Origin of the sequence: Pantoea sp. DY-17 (assembly GCF_019795975.1) — a bacterium.
Classification (GTDB): Bacteria; Pseudomonadota; Gammaproteobacteria; order Enterobacterales; family Enterobacteriaceae; genus Pantoea; species Pantoea leporis.
Genome location: NZ_JAIMIG010000008.1, coordinates 83,716 through 110,120 on the forward strand (window position 1 = coordinate 83,716; position 26,405 = coordinate 110,120).

The window sequence follows — 26,405 nt, forward strand, 5'->3', positions numbered from 1 at the left end:
TCCTTATGCTGGTTTTCTGTAAATATTCAGCGCAGAAAAGGACTGTCTGACAGGCATAATCTCTATGGCATTAACGTTAATATGCTCGGGAAGCGTGGCGATCCAGTAGACCGTTTCTGCAATGTCCTCAGCACTCAGTGCCTTAACATTTTCATAGCGTTTTTTGGCTTCTTGCTCATCACCTTTTAAACGTATGGTGGTAAATTCAGTGCCGCCAATTAAACCGGGTTCAACATTGGTCACTCGGACATCGGTGCCAATTAAGTCAGCACGCAAATTCTGGCTGAACTGTTTAACAAAAGCTTTTGAGGCACCATAGACATTGCCGCCTGGGTAAGGATATTTTCCGGCTACTGAACCAATGTTGATGATATGTCCACGGTTACGTTCGACCATACCCGGCAAAAACGTGTGCGTGAGCAGACTCAACCCGGTGATATTGGTATCAATCATACTGACCCAGTCTTCAGCGTTGGCCTGCTGCGCTTTTTCAATGCCTAATGCCAGACCAGCATTGTTGACCAATACACTGATCGATGAGAATGCTTCAGGAATCGCATTGAGAATATCAGGATAAGATGATCGATCAGCAACATCATGCTGAATGGGGTAGAAACGCTCACCTAATTCAGCGCGAATTTCATCTAAACGCGCCTGGCGGCGACCTGTGCCAATAACATTATGTCCTGCGGCGATGAAACGTCGTGCTATTGCCAATCCAATCCCTGCCGTCACACCTGTCACTAATATAGTCATCATATCCTCCTGTTTGTTTCCCGCATTTTGGTGGAACCCAAACTTCAAACCACTGGAGAGATAATCAAGCCGCCTTTCCCTTTCAGAAAGTGCTGAGCGAAAAACGAAAACTTTCTGAAAAAAATGCTTTTTTATTATCTTTTATATAAAACGAAGAGGAAAAGTTATTAAAAAAGCCTTCTTACTGCATTTTTCGCATTAACTTATGCTGAATACATCATATGCATTAGTAAATGCTTAAAAATACTTTAGCCACATCGAACAACCCCAATAACGTGTCGTGAGTTCATTACATCGCAGGAATTACAAAATGACTTTTTTGACAAAAAAAAAACAAGCTTTAGCTATTTTGGTTATGAGTTACGGCGCTATGGCCGGTTTAGCTCATGCTGCTACACCAGAAAATGCATTAGTCGTTGCAAAAAATCTTGAGGACGTTATCACTCTTGATCCTGCCGAAGCCTATGAAAACACCACAGGTGAAATCATTAATAACAGCTATTCTCGTTTAGTTCATCGCGACAAAACGGATGCCACTAAAATCGTTGGTGATGTGGCACAAAGCTGGGCGGTTTCCGATGATGGTAAAACTTACACCTTTACACTTAATCCGAATGAGGAATTCCCCTCAGGACGTAAAATTAGTGCTGACGATGTGGTTTACTCTTTACAGCGTGTCATTCTGTTAAACAAAACACCCGCTTTCCTGCTGCGTAATTTCGGGTGGAATAAAGATAATATCCAGAAGAATGTCGAAGCGGTTGACGGAAAAGTGGTATTACACATCCAGGATGCGATAGCTCAACAACTGGTGCTGCAGATTCTGGCTACATCCGTCACGTCCATCGTTGATGAAAAACTGTTAGAACAACATACCAAAGATAATGATTTTGGTAACGGTTGGCTGCGCACGGCCTGGGCCGGCAGTGGTCCTTTCAGTATTCAAACCTGGCAACCCAAACAGGCTATCGTACTGGAAAAAAATAATCATTATTATGGCGATAAAGCTAAAATTGAGCGTGTTATTTTCCGCCATGTACCTGACAGCAGTACCCAGGCTCTCTTATTAAAGAAAGGGGATGTTGATTTAGCCTACAATCTCCAGCCCGATCAGTTAAGTGATTTAACGAAAGATAAGAACTTTACTACCGTTGACACACTTAAACTGACCCAAATTTATATGCCTCTGAATCAGAAAGTGGATGCATTAAAAAATGAGAAAGTCCGTGAGGCATTGAAGTGGCTCATTGACTATCAGGGAATTGAAAAAAATCTGCTGAAAGGCCAATGGGTCGTCCATCAGTCCTTTTATGGTATTGGGCAACGTGGCGTCATCACAGAGAACCCGTATCATTTAGACGTCAGCAAAGCGAAAGCCCTGCTTGATGAAGCGGGCTATAAAAATGGCTTTGCACTCAAAATGGACGTGGAAAATGCCTCGCCTTATCCGGATATAGCGCAGTCGATTCAGTCCACGTTTGCCCAGGCAGGCATTAAATTGCAGCTAGTCACCTCTGATCGCCGTCAGGTCGTCACTGAATACCGTGAACGTAAACATCAGACTATTCTGTGGCATGCGTCAGTGGATTATAACGACCCTAATGCCTCCGCGGCAGATTACGCCTATAACATCGACAACAGTGAGGCCTCGACCAATCGTAACCGCGCCTGGCGCAGCAGTTGGATTAACCCCGATATTAACAAGTTGACTGACACTGCCCTGCACGAAAAGGACGAAACAAAACGTATTGCGGATTATCAACAACTGCAGCGTGAAATGTGGAAAGTGTCACCGTATATCTTCCTCTTCCAGCAAAAAGAGCGGTTAGCGACTAATACCCATGTACATAACCTGATCACTGGCCCTAATTACGATGCCACGATTTACAACTACGTGGTTAAACGCTAAGTGAGACGAGTAAGCTGATGCCTGTAATTAAACGACTTGGCAACAATGTGGCAATCTTCCTGAGCACAGTAGCCGGACTGCTGTGCTTCACCTTCCTGATCGGAAAACTATTACCCATCGACCCGGTATTAGCGATTGTGGGTGAGCATGCCAGCGCCGATGTTTACGCTCAGGAGAAAGCAAAACTGGGGTTAAATGATCCCATTCCGACACAATTTTTCCACTACCTGGAAAAAGTGGTACATGGCGATCTGGGCACGTCCATCACTACCGGTAAACCGGTCTTGCACGACGTTCTGCTCGCGGTTCCTGCTACGGTTGAGCTCGGCACAACGGCCATGCTGATTGGCCTTGTGTTAGGTATACCTTCCGGCATTGTGGCCGCAGTCTATCGTAATAAAATCCCGGATCGGTTGATCCGGGTATTAAGCATTTTCTCGCACGCGGTGCCAGGATTCTGGCTGGGTCTCATCTTCCTGCTCATTTTTTACGTAGAGCTGGGATGGGCACCCGGTCCGGGTCGCATAGATATTGCCTATCAATACAGCATTCCTTTGAAAACAGGTTTTCTGCTCTATGACACCCTGAGTGAAGGCGATATCTCCGCCTTTAAAGATGCTGTTGCGCACCTCATTTTGCCTTCACTGGTATTGGGGCTGGCAAGTGCTGCCTATCTTTGCCGTCTGACGCGGGGTTACATGATTGAGGCCCTCACCTCGGAATATGTCACTACCGCTCGCATGAAGGGTATGCCAGAGCACGTGGTTATTCTGCGTCATTGTCTGCCCAATATTGCCGTGCCTTTAGTGACGTCGACTGCACTGTGCTACGTACACCTGATCGAAGGAGCCGTCTTAACGGAAACCATTTTTACCTGGCCAGGCCTGGGCCTCTATATCACACAATCCATTTTCAGCGCCGACCTCCCTGCCGTCATGGGAGCGGTGACCTTTATTGGCATCTTTTATTTAGTCGTGAACAAACTGGTAGATGCGCTCTATCCACTCCTCGACGCCAGGATAGCTAAAAAATGACCTATGAATCTGACATTGATCGTACTGAGCCTGTGGCCATAAGCGATCCCGCTCTGCCAAGGCTGATTAGCGTTCGCCAGCGCGTGAAAAACGCGTACAAGATTTTGACGAGCAATAGCCTGTTACTCTCCGGTACGTTGATTTTACTGGTGACCGTTTTAGCCGTGGCCTGTGCAGGTTGGATCAGTCATGCCAATCCGATACTGCAATCCTTGAGCCACCGTGTTGAACCGCCTTCCGCTGAACACTGGTTCGGAACAGACCAGCTCGGACGCGACATGCTTAGCCGGGTGTTATACGGCGGACGCGCCACGCTGATCATCGTTTTGTTTTCCGCACTGGCGATTGCGCCGGTGGGATTATTGGTTGGGATACTGGCGGGTTATTACGGCGGCGTGATTGATACCCTGTTTATGCGCATTACGGACATTTTTTTTGCGTTCCCACGACTGGTGTTAGCGTTGGCACTGTCCGCGGTGTTAGGAGCAGGCCTGTTTAATGCCGTGTTTGCGATCGTCATTAGTGCCTGGCCGCCCTATGCTCGCCAGGCGCGTGCCGAGGTGTTAACCATCATGGAAATGGACTTCATCAAAGCCGCACGTCTCTCTGGCGCTTCTGACATGCGTATTATTGTGCATTACATTCTGCCACTCTGCGCCTCTTCTGCTTTTATTCGCCTGGCACTCGATCTGTCGGGAATCATTATTATTGCTGCCGGTCTGGGGTTTCTTGGATTGGGGATTCAACCGCCCACACCTGAATGGGGCGCGATGATTTCGGAAGGCCGTCAATACATTTCTACCGCGTGGTGGATATCGCTGTTTCCCGGTCTTTCGATCCTGTTGATGAGCGCTGCATTCACCCTTTTAGGCGATGGCCTGCGCGATACCTTCGACCCGAAAAAGGAGCTGTCACAACATGACCAGCCCACTGCTTGAACTGGAAAAACTGTCGATTGCTTATCAGAATCGACGCGTAGTCAATGAGGTCAGCCTGACACTTAACTACCAGCAAAAGATCGCTATTGTAGGGGAATCAGGATCGGGGAAAACGCAGCTCGCTCGTGCGATTGCAGGTATTTTGCCTGATCAGGCACAGGTCACCTCACAGAAGTTCCAGTTTGCCGATCAGAATGTGACGGCCTTAAGCCGCCGTGCGCGTCAGGCGATGCGCGGAAGACAGATTGCGATGATTATGCAGGATCCGCACTATTCACTGAATCCGGTCATGCAGATAGGCGAACAGATCGCGGAGGTTTATCGTTATCATTTTGGTACTCCACGTCAACTCGCCAGGCAGAAAGCCCTGGAATCACTGGAAAAACTGCATATTAAAGACCCGGAGAAAATTTTTAAATCCTGGCCGCATCATATCTCCGGGGGGATGGGGCAACGTGTAATGATTGCGATGATGATGGCTGCATCACCCAAGCTGTTAATTGCCGATGAGCCCACTTCATCCTTGGATGGCTCAACCGCTTTGCGCGTGATTGAGGAGCTCGACCAGCAATTTAAACAGCATGATATGGGCATGATTTTTATTACTCACGATCTCGATCTTGCTACCCAGTTCTGTGACCAAATCATTGTGATGTACCTCGGCAACATCGTGGAAACGCTGGCGGCAAAACGCGTAGATGAAGCTCAGCACCCTTACACGCAAGGACTCCTGAAATGCATTCCCCGAGCAGGCCAGATGCCGGATCGATTGCCGACCTTAAGAGAAGGAACCTTTGCATGACGAGTCATAACGTGCTGTCGATTGAAAATGTCTCATTGCGCTATGGCGACAAAACAATTTTGCAGGATATTAATTTTGCCCTTCCTCAGGGAAAAAGCCTGGGCATCAGTGGTGAATCGGGTTCTGGTAAATCAACACTGCTGAAAATTGTCATGGGGCTGCTCACACCTGACAGTGGCACCATCGAGATTGAGGGTACGGCGCGTAAGCCAGGGCAAAAACTAAGTGCGTTTTCACAGCGTGTTCAGATGGTGTTTCAGGATCCCTTTGGCGCACTGCATCCACGGCACACTATTCGAAAAATTCTGGCTGAACCTTTGGTGATCAATGACATCAAGCATGATGACGCAGATATCATCTCGACCCTGCAGGAAGTCGGTCTGAATCACAGTTTTTTGCACCGTTATCCGCATCAGCTTTCTGGGGGCCAGAGACAACGTGTCTCAATTGCTCGCGCGTTAATTTTAAAACCCAAACTGGTTGTTCTTGATGAGCCGACTTCCGCGTTAGATGTTTCAGTACAAGCTGAAATACTCAATCTGCTGAAAGATATTAAACAAAGCCATCATATTAGCTATCTGCTGGTGAGCCATAATCCAGCCGTAATCGAGTTTTTGTGTGATGAAGAAATGCACTTAAACAAAGGCCACTTTAGCCGCGTGAATTAGATAAAATCCCCGGAGTTTCCTCCGGGGATTTTATCTATTGTTTAATCGCTTCATCGTACAGCGTTGAGTCGCTAGGACCGGTAATCAGATTTTTGACTTTCGTATTAATTGCCAGGCGCTCTTTCTGTTGGAATAAATGTATGAACGGGGCAACCTTCCACATCTCGCGTTGTAACTGCTGATATTCCGCAATACGTTTGGCTTTATCGCGTTCATGTAAGGCCTTATCCGTAAGCTGGTTGATATTGTTATTAATCCAGTTGCTACGCCAGGCACGATTACGATTCGTGGAGTTGGCGCTGTTATCAACGTTATAGGCAAAATCTGATGCGGATACGTAAGGATCGTTATAGGAGCCCGATGCATGCCACAAAATAGTCTGATGTTTACGTTCACGGTATTCGGTAACGATCTGACGGCGGTCTGAAGTGACCAGCTTAAGCCGTATTCCCGCTTGTGCAAACGTGGACTGAATCGATTGCGCGATATCTGGATAAGGAGCTGCATTCTCAACGTCCATACGCAAATCAAAGCCATTTTTATACCCGGCTTCGTCCAGCAATTTTCTCGCCCGAGCAACATCCAGATGGAAAGGATTTTCAGTCAGGGCGCCCGGTTGGCCAATACTGATGAAAGACTGATGCTCGACCCATTGCCCCTGAAGTAGATTTTTCTCAATGCCCTGATAATCGATGAGCCATTTTAATGCCTTGCGCACTTTTACATTTTGCAAAGGTACATCTGTCTGGTTCAAAGGCATATAAATTTGGGTGAACCGCAACGTGTCAACGGTAGTGAAATGCTTATTTTGCAGCAATTTTGTTAACTGGTCGGGCTGCAGATTATTCGCCACGTCAACATCACCTTTTTCCAGCAGCAGCGCCTGCGTGCTGCTGTCGGCGACGTGTCGGAATATAATGCGCGCCAGATGGGCTTTATCACCAAAATAGGTGGGATTGCGTTCAAGCACAATAGCTTGTTTAGGTTGCCAGGTTTGAATACTAAAGGGGCCACTGCCCGCCCATGCGGTGCGCAACCAGCCATTGCCATAGTCATTGTTCTTGGTATGTTCCTCCAGCAATTTTGCATCCAAAACCGATCCCGGTGCCGAAGCAAGAATTTGTAATACCAGATCGGAAGCAATACTGTCTGCGATATGCACGACCACATTATTCCCGTCAGAATAGACGTTCTGCAGGATGTTTTTACTGTCCCAACCAAAGGTTTTCAACAGGAAGGAAGGTGTTTTATTGAGTAAAATCACGCGGCGCAGCGAATATACGGCATCATCTGCAGTAATGGCGCGGCCAGAAGGAAAATGCTCATTAGGCCGAATAGTGAACGTAAAGGTTTTCCCATCATCGGAGACTTTCCAGGTGGACGCAACGTCACCTTCAATGGTGGCAGGATTTTTCGGATCGCGTCGTACCAGACGTGAATAAGCATTATTAAGAATTTCGCTGGTGCTATTTTCATAGGCCTCAGCAGGGTCAAGGGTGATGACGTCTTCTATATTTTTCGCTACCACTAATGTATCCGGAGGTGTGGCACTCTGCACCCATGACGAGAAGAGTGAAGCCGTGATTCCCGCTAAAATTAATGCCAGCGGTTTTCGTTTTAATATTTTATTAGTCATGATCCTTCCTGTGAGTTTTATAATGCATAGCCCGCACAGGCTAAAAACGGCGCGCAACAGAGATAAACGACTTTTTTGCATAAGCATTATCATTAGCTGATTTACAGAAAAGCTTTTTCAGAAAATGAATATGCGAACGGAGAATACTGCTAAAATCAGGGGGGCGATGCTTTTTTTGACGGTAATTTCCCTTTTTATCCTGCTCATTATAACCCGAACGTCCTTATTTCCTTCACAGAAACCCGCATTGACATTGCATCAACTGGAAGCCATTTCATTCACCTTCAGAAAGGGATAATTTATTTTTGACAAACTCAATGTTGCTAATAATGACTCACCCTTTCTGAATTATTCGCCTTGTTGAATATCAGGGATATTAAGAGCGTTTGATAGCAGACCACAACTATCTGGAGTGTAACATGTGTGCATTATCTCTTTCGGCGCGTTCAAATCCTCCGACCGATAAAGAACTTCTGGATGTATTTCGCCCCGTATTTAAACGCATCGCAGAAAATGCCATACAACGTGAAATAGATGGACGTCGTCCTCTTGAAGAAGTGAAATGGCTTCGTGAATCCGGTTTTACCGCCGTACGCGTGCCTCGTGAATACGGTGGATTGGGTGCCAGCTTACGTCAGCTTCATTTGCTATTAATCGAGCTGGCCGCCGCTGATTCTAACCTGTCTCACGCACTACGCGTACAGTTCCGCTTTATTGAAGGGCATCTAAAACAGCGTGATACCCCATGGAGCAGCGGCTGGTTGAAGAAAATTGCCTCTGGCGTCGTGATTGCAGCGGGAAGTGCTGAGCGTACCGGTCAGCATGGTAAACCCTCCACGCGTGTCACGGAGTCAGACGGTAAGTTCTATGTGAACGGCGGAAAATATTACTCTACCGGTTCCATTTATGCAGACTACCTCTCCGTTACCGCCACTAACGATCAGGATGAAGTTGTTACCGTGCTGGTGCCTGTTAATGCACCGGGCGTAGAAGTCATCGATGACTGGGTGGGATTTGGTCAAAAGTCCAGCGGCAGCGGTACCGCGATCTTTACGAATACCCTGGTCGATAAAGAAAATATTATGCCCCCCGCTCGCGGTACGGGAGGTCACTATGCGCATGTGCAGTTATCTCACCTCGCGACGACTGCGGGCATTGTGCGTCGTGCAACGGATGAAATCAGTGAATTTGTGGCCACACGCCACCGCACTTATAACCAGGCAAGCGCACAGGTCCCTGCCGACGACCCCCTCGTGCAGTCTGTCATCGGCCGTGCCGATGCCGCCGCATATTCTCTTAAGGCGCTGGTGCTCCAGGTTGCCGGTCAACTTGATGAGCTGGCAGACGCCCGCTATGCGCAACATCGTGGTGACACGTTACTGACGCAGCAGGAGATTGATCAACTGGAAAGAGATGCGGGTCTTGATACCTATCGCGCGCAAACGGTGGTGTTTGATGTTGCCCTACGCGTCACGAATGAGATCTTCGAGGTGGGCGGTGCTTCTGCCATCGATCAACGCCGCCATCTGGATCGCCACTGGCGCAATGTTCGTACGCTTGCCTCACACAATCCTTTGATTTATCGCCATCGCCAGCTGGGCGAGTATCGCCTGAAAGGCACATCACCCTTTGATAAAAAAGATAAGACCAAAAATCTGGCCAGTGAAGACGCGGGGCTCGGGGTTTAGCGCCCCCTGCTGAGGAAACACAGTGATGAGTACACGTCAGCTCCATCTCAATTTATTTATTTTTGATACCGGTCATCATGAAGCCGCATGGCGGATGCCGGAGTCCGATCCCCATGTCAATGTCAATGTGAAGGCCTATCAGCACCTGGCAAAACTGGCCGAAGAGGCCAAATTTGATTCGCTGTTTTTGGCCGACAGCCCGGCAATGATGGGAGAACCAGGACGACGCCCAACGGCACGTCTTGACCCCACGATCCTTTTGTCTGCTATCGCTGCCAGTACGGACAAGATTGGACTGATTGCCACGGCTTCCACCACCTATAACGCGCCCTATGAACTGGCACGCCGCCTGAGTTCACTGGATCATATCTCTGCCGGCCGCGCAGGGTGGAATATTGTGACCACCTCAATTAAAGAGGCGGCGCGCAGTTTTGGTCTCCCGTTCCACCCGGGGCATGCGGAGCGCTACGATCGTGCAGATGAATTTGTGCAGGTTGTGACGCAACTCTGGCAATCCTGGCAGCCGGATGCAGTCATTGCAGATAAAGCAGCGGGTATCCATGCCATTGCCAGCAAAATCAAAGAAGTTAAGCATCACGGCGAACATTTTTCCGTTGAAGGCCCGCTGAATATCTCCCGTAGTCCACAGCTTTACCCGGTGCTGGTGCAGGCGGGTTCCAGCGAAGGAGGGAAAGCTTTTGCTGCGAAGTGGGCGGAAGCGGTCTTTACGGCCCAGACGACGTATGAAGAGGCACAAGTCTTTTACACGGAGCTGAAAACAAGGGCAGCCAACAATGGCCGAAATCCGGATCATCTGATCATTATGCCGGGTGTCGTGCCGGTTATTGCCGACACGCTTGCCGAAGCGCGCGAACTTGAAGCCGAGCTAAACGCGTTAATTATTCCTGAATACGCGTTGAACAAGCTTGCGAGTGTGCTGCAGATCCCGGTGGACGATCTGCATCTGGACCGCCATATTCCTGACAATCTGCCGCCAGAGGCGCTGGTTGAAGGCGCACGCAGCCGCAGAACGCTGGTTGTCGAACTGGCCCGACGTGAAAATCTGACCGTACGGCAGCTGATTAAACGTCTGGGAGGCGGCCGGGGTCACTGGACGCTAGTTGGGACGCCGACACAAGCCGCTGATGCCTTACAACACTACTTTGAGCAAGGTGCTGCCGACGGTTTCAATATCATGCCGGCACTGTTGCCATCCGGTCTGACGACCTTTGTGAAGCAGGTGGTACCCATTCTGCAGGAACGCGGTTTATTCCGCCGTGAATACAGTGGCAACACATTACGTGAACATTATGGGCTGCCCCTTCCGGCAGAACATCGTTAACTCATCTCTCTGAGGTCTGTATGTCAAATAATCTCCGCCTCGGCGTTGAACTGCCGGGAGAGGACCTGCTTCGTGCCATTGTGGAAGGCAACCACCTCGTTACGCGTTATTTAAAGCAGATCAACCCTGCCTATCTGTATATCGGTGGTGAGCGTAGTACCACGCTGAAGGGCGTATCGCCTAACCCGGGCATTGTTGCTGGCTGGCTCTCACGCAAGTTAACGCAGACAGGGTTCGTCATGGCCGCGTCATTTCAACGCGATCATCCTTTTAATATTGCGCGCCGCGTTGCGTCCTTTGACCACATTAGCCAAGGGCGCACAGGCGTGGCGATTAGCGCACAGGATCCGGCGCAGGCGCTGGGATTCAATGCACAATCATCGTGGACAACTGCCCCGCTGGATGCCCATGCGGTTGCCGATGGCATGTTAGCCATACGCAAACTCTGGCGCACCTGGCCACGTGAAACCTTGTCCGCTGATCCCGCGACCTCGGCGCAGGCGGTGGTGCGTTATGCCCACCATCAAGGGGTTTTCCCGACCTCTGGTCCCCTCAACAGCCCGACCACGCTACAGGGAGAGCCGTTACTATTCTGGCGTGTACCCACGTCGCCCTACCGGGAAGAACAACGACAGTGTGTGGCAGAGGCCGACGCGGTGATCGTGGATTTCTCCGATCTTGAAATCTTCACTCACTGGGCTACCCCACAGCTTGACGCAGCACGTCAGAACGGTGAACCGATTCAGTTACATGTTCGCCTCCCGTTAAACGCGCTGAAGCAGGACAACCTAAATCTTCTGGACCAGCATCCGGATGTCACAGCCCTGGTCATCTACGCCATCAGCGATGCACTGCCGGATTTGGTTGATCATATGCTGACCATTCCACGTCTCAGAGCCTTGACCCGCTATAGTGCATCGGCAAGTTCACTGCGTGAGGTGCTCGGCATTACGCGACATGCTGAACCTAATCTACAGGACAACGCCCCCGCATTTTCCGCTAAAAACCCGGAGCCAGCATGAAAAACAGCACCGCACGTAAACTGATAATTAACGTTAACGTTCTGGACTTCGGTCATTCGGGCTCGGCACGTGCTTATTCCGGACTTCCCGCCGACACGGTGATGTCGGCAGATTATTATGCGGAACTCGGACGTATCGCAGAGCGGGGTACCTTAGACGCTTTCTTTCTGGCGGATCACCCCTCTCTGACTAACGACCCACGCAGCAGCCGTGGAGCAAGAGCACTGGAGCCCACCGCGATTCTCACCACGGTCGCAGAAGCGACAACGCATCTCGGTTTGGTGGGTACGCTCTCTACCACTTATAACGATCCGGTTGAACTTGCAGATCGTTTTCTGACCCTCGATCATATCAGCGGAGGGCGCGCGGCATGGAATGCTGTCACAACCTACAGTGCGGCCACCGGGCCTAACTTTGGCGCAGAGGTGAATCCCGATCGTGAAACGCGCTATCGCCGGGCAGAAGCCTTTGTTGATGTGGTAGCACAGCTCTGGCGTGCCGCTTATTACGGGCATGATGTCAACATTAACAATCAAGACTTTCAGGTGCATGGCCGTCTTGCTTTACCGGGATCTGCACAGGGTTACCCCCTGTTCATTCAAGCGGGAGGATCGGATCAGGGTCGCTCGCTGGCGGGTAGAACCGCCAATGGGGTATTCGCTGCGGAGATGGTGCTTTCAGCTGCGCAGGAACATTATCAGTACGTGAAAAATGTGGCGGTAGCGCACGGCAGAAAGCCTGAAGAGATTGCGATTTTACCCGGTCTGGTCACGGTGATTGGCAGTACACAGGCTGAAGCCGAAGCGCGCGAACTTGCTCAAAAGTCTAAAGAGCCCGGTGATTATGAAATCCATCGCCTGAGTGAAAAACTGGGCTTTGATTTATCCCTGGTTGATCCCGATGATCTTTTGCCTCAGGAAGCCATTTCGGACTACCCTGACCCACAACTGTTTAAAGGTTCGATGGGCTTCCGAGAAGCCTCTGTGCGTTTATTGCGTGAACGCCCTTACACCGTGCGGGAAGCGGTATCCGCCCTGGCGGGTAGCGGTCACAAGCGTATTGTAGGCACTCCGGAAGCCATTGCTGACTTTATGGAAGAGTGGTTCTTATCGGGTGGTGCGGATGGCTTTAATCTGATGCCAGATATTCTACCGAGTGGCCTGGAAGATTTTGTTAATGAAGTTGTGCCACTATTAAGAAAGAAAGGCATTTTTCGCGAACAGTATGAAGATAAAACGTTGCGAGAACGTTGGAATATGACAGTTCAATAAAAAATGCAGTAGGTTAATATCAGGATAATAGTGCCCGATGGTTCGGGCGCTTGCTTAGGCACTGGATCAGCGCGGGTTTAACAGACACCACAGATTCGTTTAAGATGGCTAAAAAAGAGAACTATCTATTAGTGACAGGCATTCCTGAAATCATACGGCCTTGAAGGCAGAAGAAGACCTGTCAGAGGTGGTATAAGACCGTCTGCTAACGACAGGCCTGCCTGGTAAGACGACTGAACAACCTCGACAGGACTGTTAAAAGCCCATTTTTGCTCCCCGTGCCAAAGATATGCTGTTCGTTCATAATTAATTTGATGGGTCTCTTCGTGAACATTAGTCATTTCGACCTCAATACGTTGCGCCTGTTTGTTACGGCCGCTGACTGCAAAAGTCTGACCAGAACGGCTGAATTATCCAGCATTACGCTCTCAGCAGTCAGCAAACGGATCAGTGAGCTTGAGCGGAATCTTAACTGTCAGCTCTTTACCAGACAACCCCGGGGTATTGAGCTCACTACAGCAGGAGCCGGTCTTCTCAGGCATGCACGCTCAATTCTCGACAGTGTTAATTCCATGGCAAGTGAACTGAACGACTATGCCCGCGGTGCTGTTGGCCATGTCCGGATTGCTGCGAATGTCTCAGCCGTAATCCAGTTCCTTCCTGAAGATCTTGCCACTTTCTTCGCACTGAACCCGGGAATCAGGATTTATCTTGAAGAGGCGCTCAGCGATGCCGTTATTGACTCAGTCGAGTCAGGCCGCGTTGATATCGGTATTTTTGCAGATAACGTTGATGCGACAGTGTTAAAAACGTTCCCATGGCGACAGGACAGACTTGTACTGCTTGTGCCTGCAGCCCATCCTCTGGCAGCGCATGAAGCCATATGGTTCGAAGAAACCCTCGCCTGGGATTATGTAGCCCTGAACCAGGGGAGTTCGCTGCTCCGGCGAATAACCGATACGGCCGTAAGCGCAGGCCGCGTACTGAAGGTCAACATTCAGGTAACCAGTTTTGATGCCGTGTGCCGCATGATCCAGGCAGGCCTGGGTATAGGTATTTTACCTCTGAAAGCCATTACGCCGGCCCTTCTTGGTTCATCTCTGAAAGCCATTACGCTGAAAGACGACTGGGCGCTGAGGACGTTGCGTCTTGGTATTAATGCTAAAAAAATCCTTCCTCCCGAAGCCATCAAGCTCATGGAGTATTTGATGAGTGTCTCAGATTCATCATTCCCTGAATAGCAATTAACTTGCCATTTTTACAAGTACAAGATGAAGTAGTTAATTAAAATTATTCAAAATCAATTAATTAAAATCATCAATCAATCTACCCCTTCTCCCCACTTTCCATAATGGAAAGTACTTTTGAAAAAATGTGAATTCTCTTATTCCTTATGCAGAGCAATGCTTTCTTATGTTACGAAATAGTGAACGGAGGAAGCATGGCTTTACCACTCGAAGGGCTGCGCGTTATTGAAATGGGCCAACTTATTGCCGGGCCGATGGCTGGACGGATGCTGGCAGAATTTGGCGCTGATGTCATAAAGATAGAGCCGCCAGGCAAAGGCGATCCTTTACGTAAGTGGCGCATGCTGCATGACGGAACGTCTGTCTGGTGGGCAGCACAGTCGCGCAATAAACGCTCTGTCACGCTGGATTTGCGGCAGACAGAAGGTCAGCAGATTGCCATGTCACTGCTCAGTACTGCTGATGTACTGATTGAGAACTTCCGTCCCGGAACCCTGGAGAAATGGGGACTCTGCTGGGAAACCCTGCATGCGAACAACCCCGGACTTATCGTCTTAAGTGTTTCCGGTTACGGGCAGACTGGCCCTTATCGGGATCGGCCAGGCTTCGGCGTGATTGGTGAAGCGATGGGAGGTTTACGTCATCTTTCGGGTGAACCCGGCAGAACGCCGGTGCGCGTCGGCGTGTCCATCGGAGACTCTCTTTCCGCCCTGCACGGTGTCATCGGCGTTTTACTCGCACTTCGGAGCCGGGAAACGACCGGCCAAGGGCAGCAGGTAGACGTGGCGCTGTATGAATCCGTCTTCAACATGATGGAAAGCCTGATACCTGAATACGCTGTATTCGATCATATCCGTCAGCCTGCGGGCAGCAGCCTGCCCGGCATTGCGCCAACCAATGCTTACCGCTGTAAAGACGGCAAGTATGCGCTTGTGGCTGGAAATGGCGATTCTATTTTTCAGCGTCTGATGCAGATTATTGAACGCCCGGACCTGGCCGCCGATCCGGCGCTGGCACACAATGACGGGCGCGTGAAGCAGGTCGAAATGCTGGATGCAGCGATTGGAAAATGGACCAGTCAGCGTGGCCTTCCTGAAGTGCTGGCCTCATTAAATGAGGCCGGTATTCCGGCCGGAAAAATCTACGACGCAGCGGACATTGCCAACGATCCTCACTATAAAGCGCGCGACATGCTGTTACCAGCGCAGTTGCCTGACGGCACGCCGGTTATCCTGCCGGGCATCGTTCCTAAACTGCTGTCCACTCCAGGAAGCGTCAGGCATGCAGCGCCAGTGCTGGGCCAGCACACGGAAGAGGTATTGTCTGAACTGGGCATTGATGCGAAACAACGCCAGATACTGAAAGAAAAGGGGGCGGTATGACTCTACAGCAACAACTCCCGGCCGGACGCATTTACATGCAGGAAGTCTGCCCGCGGGACGGGTTACAGAATGAGGCCGTCTTTGTAGAAACACAGGACAAAATTGCGTTGATCGACCGCCTGAGTGCATGCGGTTTCGCTAAGGTAGAGGTAACGTCATTCACCTCTCCGAAAGCCATACCGGCGCTGAAAGATGCTGAAGCCGTGATGCACGGGATCCGCCGGGAAAAAGGCGTCGAATACAGCGTACTGGTGCCCAACCTGCGCGGCGCGGAACGGGCCATGGCCTGCCGGATTGATGAAGCCAATCTGGTCATGTCCGCGAGCGAAAGCCATAACAACACGAATCTGCGCATGAGCCGGGAGGCGTCTTTTTCGCAACTGACCCAGGTGATCCACGAGCTGAATAACACGCCCGTTGCAATTAACGTTTCTCTATCAGCAGCTTTTGGTTGCCCGTTCGAGGGCGACGTACCGCAGAATACGATCCTGAATTTTGTTGATCGCTTCGCTAATCTGGGCGTTCGCGGCGTGACGTTATGTGATACCACAGGAATGGCGTTTCCAGTCCAGGTATCCACGCTGAGCCGGATGGTAAAACAGCATTTCCCGCACTTAGAGATCACCCTGCACTTTCATGATACCCGCGGACTCGCGCTGGCAAACACCGTTGCAGCGCTCTCTGAAGGCATTGATCGCTTTGATTCATCAGCAGGGGGCCTCGGCGGATGCCCCTACGCGCCGGGCGCCAGCGGCAACGTCTGTTCGGAAGATATGGTGCATATGCTTGAACTGATGGGCTATCAGACCAATGTGGATCTGCCTGCTCTTCTCGATATATCGCGTGACCTTGAGCCACTCATTGGGCACAAGGTGCATGGCGCAGTTGTAAAAGCCGGCCAGCGCTCTGAGTTACATCAGATACCGGCATCGCTTGAACAAAATTTTGATTGCTTCAGAAAAACAGAGAGCTAAACATGATTGACCATATTGATCACATTGTCATTACCACCCGGAATATCAAAGCCTGCACAGATTTTTATACTCGCGTGCTGGGCATGAAACTGATCCAGTTTGGTGACAACAGAATAGCGTTTACCTTCGGCCAGCAAAAAATCAATGTCCATGAATACGGCAAAGAAATAGATCCCAAAGCGCATCTCCCCGTGCCGGGTTCACTGGATATCTGCCTGATAAGTGCTTATCCGGTTGAAAAAATACAGGCGCATCTGGAGCAGTCTGACGTGACGCTTGTCGAGGGACCGGTAACCCGCACCGGGGCGTGCGGTCCCATTACGTCGTTTTACCTTCGGGATCCCGACCTCAATCTCATTGAGATCTCACGCTATCAGGACCAGTCACCGGGGGCGATATGAAAATTGTGACGCTGGATGCGGGGACGTTGCCCGTTCTGTTAAAAAAACCTCAGAGCTGCGATAACTGGATTTACCGGGAAAGCACGCGCGAAGAGGATATCGTGTCCGTTCTGGATAACGCAGAAATTGTTATCACCAATAAAGTTCCGTTACGTAAAGTCTCCCTGGAAAAATTGCCCTCCCTGCGCTTTATCTGCGTTGCGGCCACAGGCTATGACTGTATTGACACGGAGTATTGCCGGGCGCGAGGGATAGCGGTCAGTAACGTGCCGGGTTATTCGACCCGCAGCGTCTCTGAGAGCGTGATGGCTTCTGTTTTTGCCCTGAGGCGTCACCTTCTTGAGTACAGCTGCTCGTCACATACTGAGTGGACGCTGTCCTCGCATTTCTGCCTGCATAAATCGCCGATCGGTGATATTCAGGAGGCAACGCTGGGCATTATCGGACGCGGAGATATTGGGTGTGCCGTTGCCCGTCTGGCCAGAGCGCTTGGCATGAATGTGCTGTTTGCTGAACGGCCCGGGCAAAGCAGCGTACGGGAGGGCTACACGCTCTTTGACGACGTGATATCGCAGAGCGATATCCTGACATTGCATTGCCCCCTGACTCCGGAAACTCATCAGATCATTAATCAGGACGTGCTGGCACGAATGAAGCCCAGTGCTTTGCTGATAAATACGGCCAGAGGGGGATTAATCAATGAGGACGACCTGGCTGACGCCCTCAGCAGAGGAGAAATAGCGGGCGCAGCGCTGGATGTACTGACTAGAGAACCGCCTTCCCCGGAAAATAAGCTTCTTCATGTTCGGCATAAAAACCTGTTAATCACGCCTCATATTGCCTGGGCGAGTCAGACAGGTGTGCAAAATCTTATCAAAGGGATTAATTACAATCTTGCTGGTTTTTTCGCTGGCGTAATAAAAAATCGCGTTGCCTGAATAAAAATGGCGTGCAATGACGCGCCTTTAACTGTCCCTACAAATGTAGTATCTCATCCGAGGAAATATTATGTCTCAGAACATCGCTACCTCGAAAAACAACAAAAGATGGTATAAACATCTATATGTACAGGTCATTATTGCCATCATCATTGGTATAGGTATAGGGCACTTTTATCCATCAGTGGGAGTGGATTTAAAACCGCTTGGCGATACATTTATTAAACTCATTCGCTTACTGATAGCACCTATTATTTTCTGTACCATTGTCAGTGGTATCGCCAGCATGAAAAGCCTCAAAAGCGTTGGCCAGGTAGGCTGGAAGTCACTCGTTTATTTTGAGGTTCTCACAACCCTTGCCCTGATCATCGGTTTAATTGGTGTAAATCTGATGAGCCCCGGAAAAGGGATGCATATAGATCCTGCATCGCTTGATGGCGGAGCTATTGCAACTTATACCAAAGCGGCTCACGAACAATCAGTGACAGGTTTTTTGACACACATCATACCTGACACCGTATTTGGCGCATTTGCAGAAGGGAATATCCTTCAGGTACTGTTTATCTCAATTCTTTTTGCCTTCGGCCTTCAGCTTCTGGGGGATATTGGGAAACCTCTGCTTAATACAATTGATCTGATTGCCAAAACTTTCTTCCGTATGTTGAAAATAGTGATGTACGTTGCACCATTAGGCGCGATGGGAGCGATGTCCTTCACGATCGGGAAATATGGTGTATCTTCCCTGTCCTCATATGGTGCACTGCTTGTATGTTATTACACTACCGGCTTCATTTTTGTTTTTGTCATCCTCAATGTGGTGGCAAAACTATGCGGATTCAGTCTGTGGCGCTTTTTGTGCTACATACGTGAAGAGCTGGCATTAGTTCTGGGAACCTCATCCTCAGAATCCGCTTTACCACGCCTGATGACAAAGCTTGAAAAACTTGGTTGTGATAAGCCGGTAGTTGGCCTGGTAGTACCCTCCGGATATTGCTTTAATCTGGACGGAAGTTGCATCAATATGACCGTGCTGGTAGTTTTCATCGCGCAGGCTCTGGACATTAACCTGTCCGTGCAGCATCAGATTTCACTGTTAGTTATTCTGTTACTCACGTCCAAAGGAGCAGCGAGCGTCAGTGGGGGTGCTTTCATCACGCTTGCGGCAACGCTGGGTTCTATGAACAGCGTGCCTGCAGCTGGCTTGGTGCTTGTTCTTGGTGTTTACCGGTTTATTTCTGAAGGTGGAGCCCTGATAAATGTGATCGGTAATGGTGTAGCTACTTTGGTTATTTCACGCTGGAATGGGTCATTAGATGTGACGAAATTGCACGAAGAGTTGGGTATGAAAGTCACTAAGAAAAAAGCGAATGATAATTATGTTATAGCGCGAGTGGTGAGTAAAGATTCATCCGCAAAAAGCTGAATATCATATTGAGGTAACAGTTGTTACCTCTTTTTTATCAGAAACGTCGCCAGTCAATCCCATCAATTTTAATCTAAATCTGCAACTCAGATATTGAATTCAGGGCAATGTCACGGGGCAAAACTACAATACCCGTTTCGTCACAAAAAACATAATCGCCGGGTGTAAAAGTAACATTTTTAAAGTTAACAGGTATACCAGAGACTCCCTCCCCGCGACGAATACGTTTTCCTGGATGCGCTGCGAGGGCTTTGACCCCCACGCAGAGCTTTCTCACGTTTGGCAAGTCACGAACGCAGCCATTTAAAATTACTCCTTCCCATCCATTTGAAACTCCTCTCCCCAACACTTCATCCCCCGTTAATGCCATCCTGAGTGACCCCCCACCATCGACCACCAAGACCTTTCCCTGCCCCGTTGAGTCAAGATTTGCTGCTATTTGAGTACTGTCTTCAAAACAGAAAACTGTCTGTATCTCCCCAAAAAACTTTTCTTTACCACCAAAGCTGTGTAATCCGGCATCAGCAATGAAAGCATGATGGAAAAAATGATCTACAAGATCGGGTGTACTGGTAAAATTGACCATAAGCGTTTTCCTTATTTGAAAGTCACGATTGTTCTGTTTATTATAATGTGTAAATATCATTATAATAAACAGATTGTGTTTGATTTTTTGTATTTCACAGCATACAGAACAGCTTTTGCAAAAAGCTATCTGCGTTAGCACACCAATAACTTTGTCAGATGATGATATATTTATCACATTCTTAGAAAAATAATGTGCTTCAATAACCGGTTGCAAGTTTCGGATAAGTCATGCAGGCCAATTCACCCTGAGATATTTCTGCAACTTTTCTCATTTCAGCCTTCGATAAGGCATAATTAGTACAAACAATAACAATTATTATATTGCTTACATCGGAGTCGACAGCACAGTTATCTTCAAATAATTTATGGAGGATATCCATGGGTTTCTATCCTCATTAATTACTTCTTAAATAATCCCATTCCTTAATTGGAGTAATTATTTCACCTGTGCGGTTTACCATCACAGGCGCCAGAAATGAAAGTCCATTTTATTAATGAATAGAAGCGCCCAACAATCATGGCTATATAAAATGCGCAAAGTTCCCGATACATCAGAGGCTGCTAAGCGTCTCAGCGCGCCCTATCTTTTTTATATGGTCACCTGGCGTCCAGCATAAAGTGCATAGTACATCATTTGTGCCACTAGACATCTTCCTGTAGAGATTATGTATCGGTTTGTCACTTTAACGAAGCTACATGAGTTTATTTTAACAGTAATGGTTTGTTTCATGCCATAGCGGATCATATTAATATTCGGCAAAGCGGATAGACTCTGTTGTCAGCCTGTATATGTGTGCTTATGCTAAATGCTTACAATTTTTTAACTGTTCGGTCTCATCCATCTATTTTATCTATCTGTTCGCTAAAGGCGTTATGTATGTTCATCAAAATATCAATGAAGTCTCATCCTGTGCATCGGTGCTACCAGCTCACTGAGCAGCACAGTTTTTTCTGTTTTAGCAGTTGATGCACCGGTCTTCAGTACTGCCATTTTTCTGATTTCATTACTGATATACGGGTCTCCAACACAACTTCGCCATATATATTTTCCTTTGCTCATTTAACTTCTCTATTTATTATCCTATACATTAAAGAATATGGTAGAAAGCTCTATTTGATCTTTATCTGCTCTCGGCAAGATAATGACCACACATTGCTGACGTGACGCGCATGCCAGACAGCTCTGTGATTTGACTTTTTCATCCCGGTTGGTTTAAGGTAATTGGTGATATCTTTAACATCGCTTATTTCGATTAGTGATCTTTAATTGTTGGCTTTTGATCAGAGTGCACAATCCTGACGGAGTTATCTCAACGTGGCCTGCTGTTCCGAACGGCTATTTAGCTGAATTTTCAGGTCTCGTCCTTATTTTATGAAGACTGATGAAATTACGGATGATGAGTTCACTGTCTTCCGGATTCCCGTTCATGCCATCATGAGATTCAATATCCAGCTGCGCATTCAATAAAACGCATCTTCCATTTAACATTCCACTTCCTGACATTTTATGCGAATAAATTGAAATGTCCGAAAGAGGTACGAGAGCAGTTATGAAGTTATCATTAATCAAGGCGCGAGTTTCCTGATGCCACAGAAAGTATCTTAGTGCCCAGTTAAAATTCTTGCGGTCACCAATCTTATCGTCATAGACAAAAGCAATTATCCATTTACCTTTTTTTTCTGCCTCAAGTCTTGCATCAGCCAGTTTTAGATACGGCTGATTTTCCTTAAAATATTCCTGTTCCGGAATATGAAGTTGGGGGTCATTCAATGCTGCCAGAAGACGAGGCATAATATCGGTTTCGATATCACTTTTTAAACTGCTGTTCCAGATGAGGGGGGTGACAGACGTCCGGTGGATTTCCTTGGCTCCAAAACTTATAATGACCTGACTCCCGTTAACTACTGTTTTAACGGTTGTCAGCACGTAGGCCTCATCTGTAGCGGTTTTGGTCCATGCGTAGCTTGTCAGGCAGCGTTCTGAGCTTTCTTCATAGTTGATTTGCTGAGCAACAATATTTCCATTAAGGCTGGAGCAAATTTTATTAAAAACCAGGGCTACCTGATTTGAGGCTTCTTTCATCGCTTTTAACGATTCAGCCTTCTGTTTTTCGGCAGGTAGAGTTAACAATGACTGGATTTTATTGAAATCATCTTTAACCGACGTGGAGACTTTTTCAGGTAGTAAAATTTGGTCCAGCTTATTGATAAAGAATTCCATATTCGGGTATCTTTTTTCAGGCTGATAGGCAAAGCAATTGTCAAAAAATGCCATCATATTCTTTTTATGGCTAGCATTCATCTTCCTGAACTGATCGGTCAGCTCTTCACGCTGGTGAGGCATGCGGTTACGGCCATCTAATAATACGTCCGGATGGCTTCCGGTTATCAGATAAAAAAGGATGCCTGCCGTAAAAGCAAGATCAGAACGTGGGTCCTGCTTATCGAGGCTTCCAGCGGATAGTTCCGGTAATCTCAAAAAGCGGTTTCCTACCTCTTGTCCGACTGAGGTCATTAAATCCCTATCAGTATAATCATGATAATTAAGTCCAAAGTCTATCAAATAAGGACATTCGGGTCTATCATCCAGAAGAATAATATTATCTGGTTTGATGTCCCTGTGAATTACCCTTACGGAATGACACTTCATGACTATTTCAGCCAATTTCATCGTTGAAGCCACAGCCACATCAGGTTCCACACAGGACTGAATATCACGCCAATTAGATAATGTTTTTCCAGCAAGGAATTCGGTAACAATATAAGGTGTGAATGATAAATCTTCGTGTTGATGAGCGTTGCTTTCAATTAATCTCGGCACACCTTCTGATTTAATAGCATGAAAGGCTGAAGCTTCAAGAAAGAATCTTGCACGGCGCTCTTTATCTTTACTGGATTTGATGACCTTAAGAAATGCTAATTCACCGCTATTCTTATTTTTCACTTTAAAACCCTCTCCCTGTCCTCCAGCCCCAACACTCTTCCCCTCTTTAATCCAGCATGCCTTATAGTCTTTATTATCTGCCCAGTTCATGTATTCTCCTTAATGGCGTTTATCTTAGTCATCATAATTGTACCATGATGTAGTGGAATCGATATTGGTGACATGTAAACATAATTTAGACGTTCATATTTCCCTTGAAAAAGTCCGTAGCTGTTCGCTATGACTGAGCGAGATCCTTTATCAGCAATTGCCTGTTGTACTAACTCCTCTTGCAACCAGGCATTCAACCAAGAGTGCCTGGTCTCCTCCCTTCCCCACCGTACACGGCTCTTTCCCTTATCCGTCAGCGGGTTATGCAGCGATCTGCTTCCGAACCGCTCGCCATCGCCGCGCTGTTTAATCCGCGCCGTCCAGGTTATTCTCCGTATACGGGAGAAAAGCCGGAAAACCGATCCAGAACGGATCCGCCGGGGATCGATTTATTCCCGTGGTTTTCGCTGGACAGACAGGGGAAAATACGTTCCACACCGCCAGACAACGGAGATTAAAAGTTTGGGCTCTTTACCCCGCGAACTGACGCAGAATTCACGTAGCGACGTCACTGGTCATAATGTGACCGGAACCGGCGCCGCGCGCTACTTTGACTATGAAAGCGCCGTGGCGCTGCGCAACCTGGCCGCCGCGTACGGCACCGACATGCCCCGCTACCTGCTGGCGCCCGAGGTGGCCGTGCTGCTGGCAAAGGTGACCGATCTCCGCAAACGCCTGTTCATCGACGCGCTGTGGAACACCGGCGGGCGTTTAAATGAAATTCTGCCGCTGACCCGGGAGGACTTCGTGCTGGACGATCCGCTCACCGGCGCCCCGCTCGCCTCGCCGTTCGTGGTGCTGCGCACGCTGAAGCAGCGCGGGCTGGAAGAGGCCGCCCGCAACCGCAGCCGCCGGCGCGGCCGGCCGACGAAGGAGGAGCAGCAGGCGGAGCGCGAGACGGAGGCCGCCATCCGCGAGAACCCGCCGCGCGCGGTGCCGCTCACCGATCCGGGCTTCGTGCAGCGGCTGCGGGAGTGGTTTGCAACGGTACAGCTGCCGGCGGGCAGCCGGCTGTGGGACATTAAGAGCGAGGACACGGCGCGCAGCTGGATTTCGCAGGCGGCGGCGGCGGCGGCGCGTGACGGCGTCACCTTCTCCATCCGGCCGGTGACGCCGAAGACGTTCAGGGACTCGTTTGCGATGCACCTGGTGCAGCACCAGGTGCCGCAGAAGGTCATCCAGACGCTGATGGGGCATAAGGACGCCAAGTCCACCGAGTGGTATACGCGGGTGTTTGCGCTGGACGTGACACGCCAGCTCGGCGTGCGGTTCTCGATGGATCCGGAGGAAGCGGGGCGGCTGCTGCTGCCGGGCGTTCCGCGCCCCTGAACCTGTTCCGGCTCTGCTCTGCGAAGGCCTTTTATCTGCCCAGAAAAAATCAAAAAAACCTTTACCTTCAGAAAACACACTTTCCGCAGAATAGGTATCCGGCACGGTGCAGCAATGGGCGGCGCTGGCCTGAGATCTACACAGGAAACGAACGCATGACAATTTCACAGCTTAAACAGGCCATTCTTGGGCGCTGCCGCGAAGTGCTGGCAACCCGCGAACGTAACCAGGTCTGCTCGATTTGCTGGCTCCCGGATGAGTGGCCGCCGGCAGACGTCCGGCTGGCGCTGCAGGAGATGCGCCGTGACGGCATCATCGCCTGTACCCGCGGCAGCAGTCTTATTGAGGATGGATTTGTGCTGAACGTGCGGTAATGCTGCCTGTCATCGCTAAAAAGCCTGAACGTTCAGGGTATCCCGGTGCCATTCGCACCGGGATACCCGGCTAAGGTGAAGACTCGGATTGTAAGGCGAAGCTGGCAGTGGAGTGCAGAGAATCGCGCTGAAAAGTTCTGTCAGGCGTGGCGGCTTTAGCGGACAGAGAGGGCCATGATTGCCGGCGTGCTTATTCCTGAAAATTCGCAGCAGCTACCGCTTACGCCACGGAACACGCCAGATGCTGCCATCATCAAGCGTCAATACACCGGCCTTTTCATCGGTCCGGAAACACCGTGTTATTTTCCCGTCCACCGTGCAATCGTGCCAGTACAGCGGGATGCGATCGGCCACCTCTTTCGCCTGTGCCAGCGCTGTCCGTCGCGCCTGTATCTCATCAAGCGGGGGGATAAGCGTCCAGATAATCCCAAGGGTCACTGCACAAAACGCCAACTGCGCAGTCAGAAACCAGACCCAGTTTCGCCAGCCAAGCGAGCGGCTGGCCCGCTCATAGCGTTCAGCCGCCGCATCTGCGGCCCGATCGGCCTCGCGGAAATGCTCCGCCAGAAGCCGTGCTGACTCCTGTGCCGTTGAGCCTGCCATGGACGTGACGGCTCCGATGACATCATCCCTGACCGCCCTCATCTGTCGTTCATGGGCGGCGGTGACCTGAAGCAGCGCTGACGTTGCTCTGTCTGCCGTTTTTCCCTGCTGCTGTGCGGCCTGGAGGATCCTGTCTGCGGCGTCAAAAAACAGGCGTATGTCGTGGTCGCTGATTGTGTTTATGTTTGTGTTTTTCACAGGCTCAGATCCATTCCTCTGTCGTAATCCATTGATATTTCCCTCTCCAGCACTTTGCCGTGTTCCATATTGAGTCTGTATTCGAGCCATTTCTCATGCGTCATCGACAGCTCCATTATGTTTTTCAGCTCGGCATAGTGCAGATTGCCGCGGCCATCACACACGACGATAAGCGCCCCCGCGCTGCTCTCTTCATCAACGCCCTGGCACCACCGGATCAGTTTCAGGTAGTTACTGACGGCCACCGGATCTTCTGCGTCCGTCTGAGCGGAAAAGATGCTGTGCGTCGTCTGTGCAATAAAGCGCTCAAGGTTCAGTGGCTCCGCCTGACGAGCAGGCTGAGAGAGTGCGCTGAGATAGCTCGAAAAGTAGGTTTTTACGCCCGACTTAATGTCAGGGGTGGTCTCAACGTACCAGTGGACCCGGTGAGACACTTCTCTTAGTCCCTCACGGCACTTTAGTGCATGTGAGAGTTTTCGGAAGCGGGCCTCCTCTTTATCTGACCGGTTAGCCGCAGATTTGAACTCAATCAGCCGCAGCGTGCCGGGGAAGGACAGGAGTACGTCACCCAGCGCCTTGTCTTCCGGCGTCTGCTGCAGAAGGTTCACCGAGGCTGGAAGCACGTCTCCACCCAGCCGGGTCCCCACAGAAACGCCAAGCCCGTACAGGAAATTACCAATGACCACGTTCTCATAAAGCTTCACTGAATGCTCATCCTCCTGGATGTTTTGCAGATGGAGTGGTGAATCTTTTGCACGCCGGGTTTGGCCGATCTCAGACAGTACATCCCACGTATCTGTCGTAAATTATCGGCCTCTTATCAGAAATGATGATGGTTTTCAGAAAGG

At 49.5% G+C, this 26,405-nt stretch carries 24 protein-coding genes; 17 read left to right on the top strand and 7 right to left on the bottom strand.

The window, feature by feature from the left end:
• Positions 1-3 precede the first annotated feature (3 nt).
• On the bottom strand, positions 4-756 hold the full coding sequence (locus K5Y33_RS23190; RefSeq protein ID WP_222235274.1) for an SDR family NAD(P)-dependent oxidoreductase: 753 nt from the start codon (positions 754-756) through the stop codon (positions 4-6).
• A gap of 310 nt (positions 757-1,066) precedes the next feature.
• Between K5Y33_RS23190 and K5Y33_RS23195 the strand changes: the two genes are divergently transcribed.
• From K5Y33_RS23195 to K5Y33_RS23215, 5 genes are read left to right on the top strand one after another with little or no spacing between them, the layout of a single operon-like run.
• Positions 1,067-2,665 (top strand): ABC transporter substrate-binding protein, encoded by a 1,599-nt coding sequence (locus K5Y33_RS23195; protein WP_222235232.1) that lies wholly within the window; start codon positions 1,067-1,069, stop codon positions 2,663-2,665.
• Positions 2,666-2,682: 17 nt separating this feature from the next.
• Positions 2,683-3,699, top strand: a complete 1,017-nt coding sequence (locus K5Y33_RS23200) for an ABC transporter permease (RefSeq protein ID WP_222235233.1) — start codon at positions 2,683-2,685, stop codon at positions 3,697-3,699.
• Entirely contained in the window at positions 3,696-4,637 is a 942-nt protein-coding gene (locus K5Y33_RS23205) for an ABC transporter permease (RefSeq protein WP_222185757.1), read from the top strand. Before K5Y33_RS23200 ends, K5Y33_RS23205 begins: the two co-directional genes overlap by 4 nt.
• Positions 4,618-5,439 carry an ABC transporter ATP-binding protein gene (locus K5Y33_RS23210; protein ID WP_222235234.1) on the top strand — a complete coding sequence of 274 codons (822 nt, stop codon included), beginning with the start codon at positions 4,618-4,620 and terminating at the stop codon, positions 5,437-5,439. Before K5Y33_RS23205 ends, K5Y33_RS23210 begins: the two co-directional genes overlap by 20 nt.
• Positions 5,436-6,107, top strand: coding sequence for an ABC transporter ATP-binding protein (locus K5Y33_RS23215; RefSeq protein WP_222213759.1), 672 nt, complete (start codon positions 5,436-5,438; stop codon positions 6,105-6,107). The genes K5Y33_RS23210 and K5Y33_RS23215 overlap by 4 nt, the downstream gene beginning before the upstream one ends.
• A gap of 34 nt (positions 6,108-6,141) precedes the next feature.
• Here the strand turns inward: K5Y33_RS23215 and K5Y33_RS23220 are convergent, their stop codons facing one another.
• Entirely contained in the window at positions 6,142-7,743 is a 1,602-nt protein-coding gene (locus tag K5Y33_RS23220) for an ABC transporter substrate-binding protein (RefSeq protein WP_222235235.1), read from the bottom strand.
• A 419-nt stretch (positions 7,744-8,162) separates the two neighbouring features.
• Here K5Y33_RS23220 and K5Y33_RS23225 point away from each other — a divergent pair, with 419 nt between their 5' ends.
• From K5Y33_RS23225 to dctA, 10 genes are all read left to right on the top strand, one after another.
• Positions 8,163-9,431 (top strand): acyl-CoA dehydrogenase family protein, encoded by a 1,269-nt coding sequence (locus K5Y33_RS23225; protein ID WP_222235236.1) that lies wholly within the window; start codon positions 8,163-8,165, stop codon positions 9,429-9,431.
• Positions 9,432-9,456: 25 nt separating this feature from the next.
• Positions 9,457-10,773, top strand: coding sequence for an LLM class flavin-dependent oxidoreductase (locus K5Y33_RS23230; RefSeq protein ID WP_222235237.1), 1,317 nt, complete (start codon positions 9,457-9,459; stop codon positions 10,771-10,773).
• 20 nt (positions 10,774-10,793) lie between these two features.
• Positions 10,794-11,795: a hypothetical protein gene (locus K5Y33_RS23235; RefSeq protein WP_222235238.1), complete on the top strand. Its 1,002-nt coding sequence runs from the start codon at positions 10,794-10,796 to the stop codon at positions 11,793-11,795.
• Complete coding sequence (locus K5Y33_RS23240) at positions 11,792-13,066, top strand: LLM class flavin-dependent oxidoreductase (protein ID WP_222235239.1); 1,275 nt, start codon at positions 11,792-11,794, stop codon at positions 13,064-13,066. Before K5Y33_RS23235 ends, K5Y33_RS23240 begins: the two co-directional genes overlap by 4 nt.
• A 326-nt stretch (positions 13,067-13,392) precedes the next feature.
• Positions 13,393-14,307, top strand: coding sequence for a LysR family transcriptional regulator (locus K5Y33_RS23245; RefSeq protein ID WP_370634162.1), 915 nt, complete (start codon positions 13,393-13,395; stop codon positions 14,305-14,307).
• Between the two features lie 200 nt (positions 14,308-14,507).
• A complete protein-coding gene (locus K5Y33_RS23250; RefSeq protein ID WP_222235241.1) occupies positions 14,508-15,695 on the top strand; it encodes a CaiB/BaiF CoA-transferase family protein in 1,188 nt (395 codons plus the stop codon).
• Positions 15,692-16,669, top strand: a complete 978-nt coding sequence (locus tag K5Y33_RS23255) for a hydroxymethylglutaryl-CoA lyase (RefSeq protein WP_222235242.1) — start codon at positions 15,692-15,694, stop codon at positions 16,667-16,669. The genes K5Y33_RS23250 and K5Y33_RS23255 overlap by 4 nt, the downstream gene beginning before the upstream one ends.
• A 2-nt stretch (positions 16,670-16,671) precedes the next feature.
• Entirely contained in the window at positions 16,672-17,070 is a 399-nt protein-coding gene (locus K5Y33_RS23260; protein ID WP_222213741.1) for a VOC family protein, read from the top strand.
• A complete protein-coding gene (locus tag K5Y33_RS23265) occupies positions 17,067-18,008 on the top strand; it encodes a D-2-hydroxyacid dehydrogenase (protein ID WP_222213739.1) in 942 nt (313 codons plus the stop codon). Before K5Y33_RS23260 ends, K5Y33_RS23265 begins: the two co-directional genes overlap by 4 nt.
• Before the next feature lie 70 nt (positions 18,009-18,078).
• Positions 18,079-19,431, top strand: coding sequence for a C4-dicarboxylate transporter DctA (gene dctA / locus K5Y33_RS23270; protein ID WP_222235243.1), 1,353 nt, complete (start codon positions 18,079-18,081; stop codon positions 19,429-19,431).
• A 73-nt stretch (positions 19,432-19,504) separates the two neighbouring features.
• Here the strand turns inward: dctA and rraA are convergent, their stop codons facing one another.
• From rraA to K5Y33_RS23285, 3 genes are all read right to left on the bottom strand, one after another.
• Positions 19,505-20,017, bottom strand: coding sequence for a ribonuclease E activity regulator RraA (gene rraA, locus K5Y33_RS23275; protein WP_222235244.1), 513 nt, complete (start codon positions 20,015-20,017; stop codon positions 19,505-19,507).
• Between the two features lie 199 nt (positions 20,018-20,216).
• The gene (locus K5Y33_RS23280; RefSeq protein ID WP_222235245.1) at positions 20,217-20,399 is read right to left on the bottom strand and encodes a hypothetical protein; all 183 of its coding nucleotides are present in this window, start codon (positions 20,397-20,399) and stop codon (positions 20,217-20,219) included.
• Positions 20,400-21,355: 956 nt separating this feature from the next.
• Entirely contained in the window at positions 21,356-23,053 is a 1,698-nt protein-coding gene (locus K5Y33_RS23285) for a protein kinase (RefSeq protein WP_222235246.1), read from the bottom strand.
• 462 nt (positions 23,054-23,515) lie between these two features.
• On the opposite strand from K5Y33_RS23285, the gene K5Y33_RS23290 reads away from it, so the two are divergent.
• Complete coding sequence (locus K5Y33_RS23290) at positions 23,516-24,382, top strand: tyrosine-type recombinase/integrase (RefSeq protein WP_222235247.1); 867 nt, start codon at positions 23,516-23,518, stop codon at positions 24,380-24,382.
• Positions 24,383-24,537: 155 nt separating this feature from the next.
• Positions 24,538-24,756, top strand: a complete 219-nt coding sequence (locus K5Y33_RS23295; RefSeq protein WP_222235248.1) for a hypothetical protein — start codon at positions 24,538-24,540, stop codon at positions 24,754-24,756.
• A gap of 213 nt (positions 24,757-24,969) precedes the next feature.
• On the opposite strand, the gene K5Y33_RS23300 is transcribed toward K5Y33_RS23295, so the two are convergent.
• Together K5Y33_RS23300 and K5Y33_RS23305 are read right to left on the bottom strand one after the other, a co-directional pair.
• The gene (locus K5Y33_RS23300; protein WP_222235249.1) at positions 24,970-25,557 is read right to left on the bottom strand and encodes a hypothetical protein; all 588 of its coding nucleotides are present in this window, start codon (positions 25,555-25,557) and stop codon (positions 24,970-24,972) included.
• Complete coding sequence (locus tag K5Y33_RS23305; RefSeq protein ID WP_222235250.1) at positions 25,554-26,261, bottom strand: hypothetical protein; 708 nt, start codon at positions 26,259-26,261, stop codon at positions 25,554-25,556. Before K5Y33_RS23305 ends, K5Y33_RS23300 begins: the two co-directional genes overlap by 4 nt.
• Positions 26,262-26,405 lie beyond the last annotated feature (144 nt).

What these genes read in the sequence shown, in the direction of transcription:
- K5Y33_RS23190 (WP_222235274.1), bottom strand. Translation starts at nt 756, where the DNA reads ATGACTATATTAGTGACAGGTGTGACGGCAGGGATTGGATTGGCAATA.
- K5Y33_RS23195 (WP_222235232.1), top strand. Translation starts at nt 1,067, where the DNA reads ATGACTTTTTTGACAAAAAAAAAACAAGCTTTAGCTATTTTGGTTATG.
- K5Y33_RS23200 (WP_222235233.1), top strand. Translation starts at nt 2,683, where the DNA reads ATGCCTGTAATTAAACGACTTGGCAACAATGTGGCAATCTTCCTGAGC.
- K5Y33_RS23205 (WP_222185757.1), top strand. Translation starts at nt 3,696, where the DNA reads ATGACCTATGAATCTGACATTGATCGTACTGAGCCTGTGGCCATAAGC.
- K5Y33_RS23210 (WP_222235234.1), top strand. Translation starts at nt 4,618, where the DNA reads ATGACCAGCCCACTGCTTGAACTGGAAAAACTGTCGATTGCTTATCAG.
- K5Y33_RS23215 (WP_222213759.1), top strand. Translation starts at nt 5,436, where the DNA reads ATGACGAGTCATAACGTGCTGTCGATTGAAAATGTCTCATTGCGCTAT.
- K5Y33_RS23220 (WP_222235235.1), bottom strand. Translation starts at nt 7,743, where the DNA reads ATGACTAATAAAATATTAAAACGAAAACCGCTGGCATTAATTTTAGCG.
- K5Y33_RS23225 (WP_222235236.1), top strand. Translation starts at nt 8,163, where the DNA reads ATGTGTGCATTATCTCTTTCGGCGCGTTCAAATCCTCCGACCGATAAA.
- K5Y33_RS23230 (WP_222235237.1), top strand. Translation starts at nt 9,457, where the DNA reads ATGAGTACACGTCAGCTCCATCTCAATTTATTTATTTTTGATACCGGT.
- K5Y33_RS23235 (WP_222235238.1), top strand. Translation starts at nt 10,794, where the DNA reads ATGTCAAATAATCTCCGCCTCGGCGTTGAACTGCCGGGAGAGGACCTG.
- K5Y33_RS23240 (WP_222235239.1), top strand. Translation starts at nt 11,792, where the DNA reads ATGAAAAACAGCACCGCACGTAAACTGATAATTAACGTTAACGTTCTG.
- K5Y33_RS23250 (WP_222235241.1), top strand. Translation starts at nt 14,508, where the DNA reads ATGGCTTTACCACTCGAAGGGCTGCGCGTTATTGAAATGGGCCAACTT.
- K5Y33_RS23255 (WP_222235242.1), top strand. Translation starts at nt 15,692, where the DNA reads ATGACTCTACAGCAACAACTCCCGGCCGGACGCATTTACATGCAGGAA.
- K5Y33_RS23260 (WP_222213741.1), top strand. Translation starts at nt 16,672, where the DNA reads ATGATTGACCATATTGATCACATTGTCATTACCACCCGGAATATCAAA.
- K5Y33_RS23265 (WP_222213739.1), top strand. Translation starts at nt 17,067, where the DNA reads ATGAAAATTGTGACGCTGGATGCGGGGACGTTGCCCGTTCTGTTAAAA.
- dctA (WP_222235243.1), top strand. Translation starts at nt 18,079, where the DNA reads ATGTCTCAGAACATCGCTACCTCGAAAAACAACAAAAGATGGTATAAA.
- rraA (WP_222235244.1), bottom strand. Translation starts at nt 20,017, where the DNA reads ATGGTCAATTTTACCAGTACACCCGATCTTGTAGATCATTTTTTCCAT.
- K5Y33_RS23280 (WP_222235245.1), bottom strand. Translation starts at nt 20,399, where the DNA reads ATGGATATCCTCCATAAATTATTTGAAGATAACTGTGCTGTCGACTCC.
- K5Y33_RS23285 (WP_222235246.1), bottom strand. Translation starts at nt 23,053, where the DNA reads ATGAACTGGGCAGATAATAAAGACTATAAGGCATGCTGGATTAAAGAG.
- K5Y33_RS23295 (WP_222235248.1), top strand. Translation starts at nt 24,538, where the DNA reads ATGACAATTTCACAGCTTAAACAGGCCATTCTTGGGCGCTGCCGCGAA.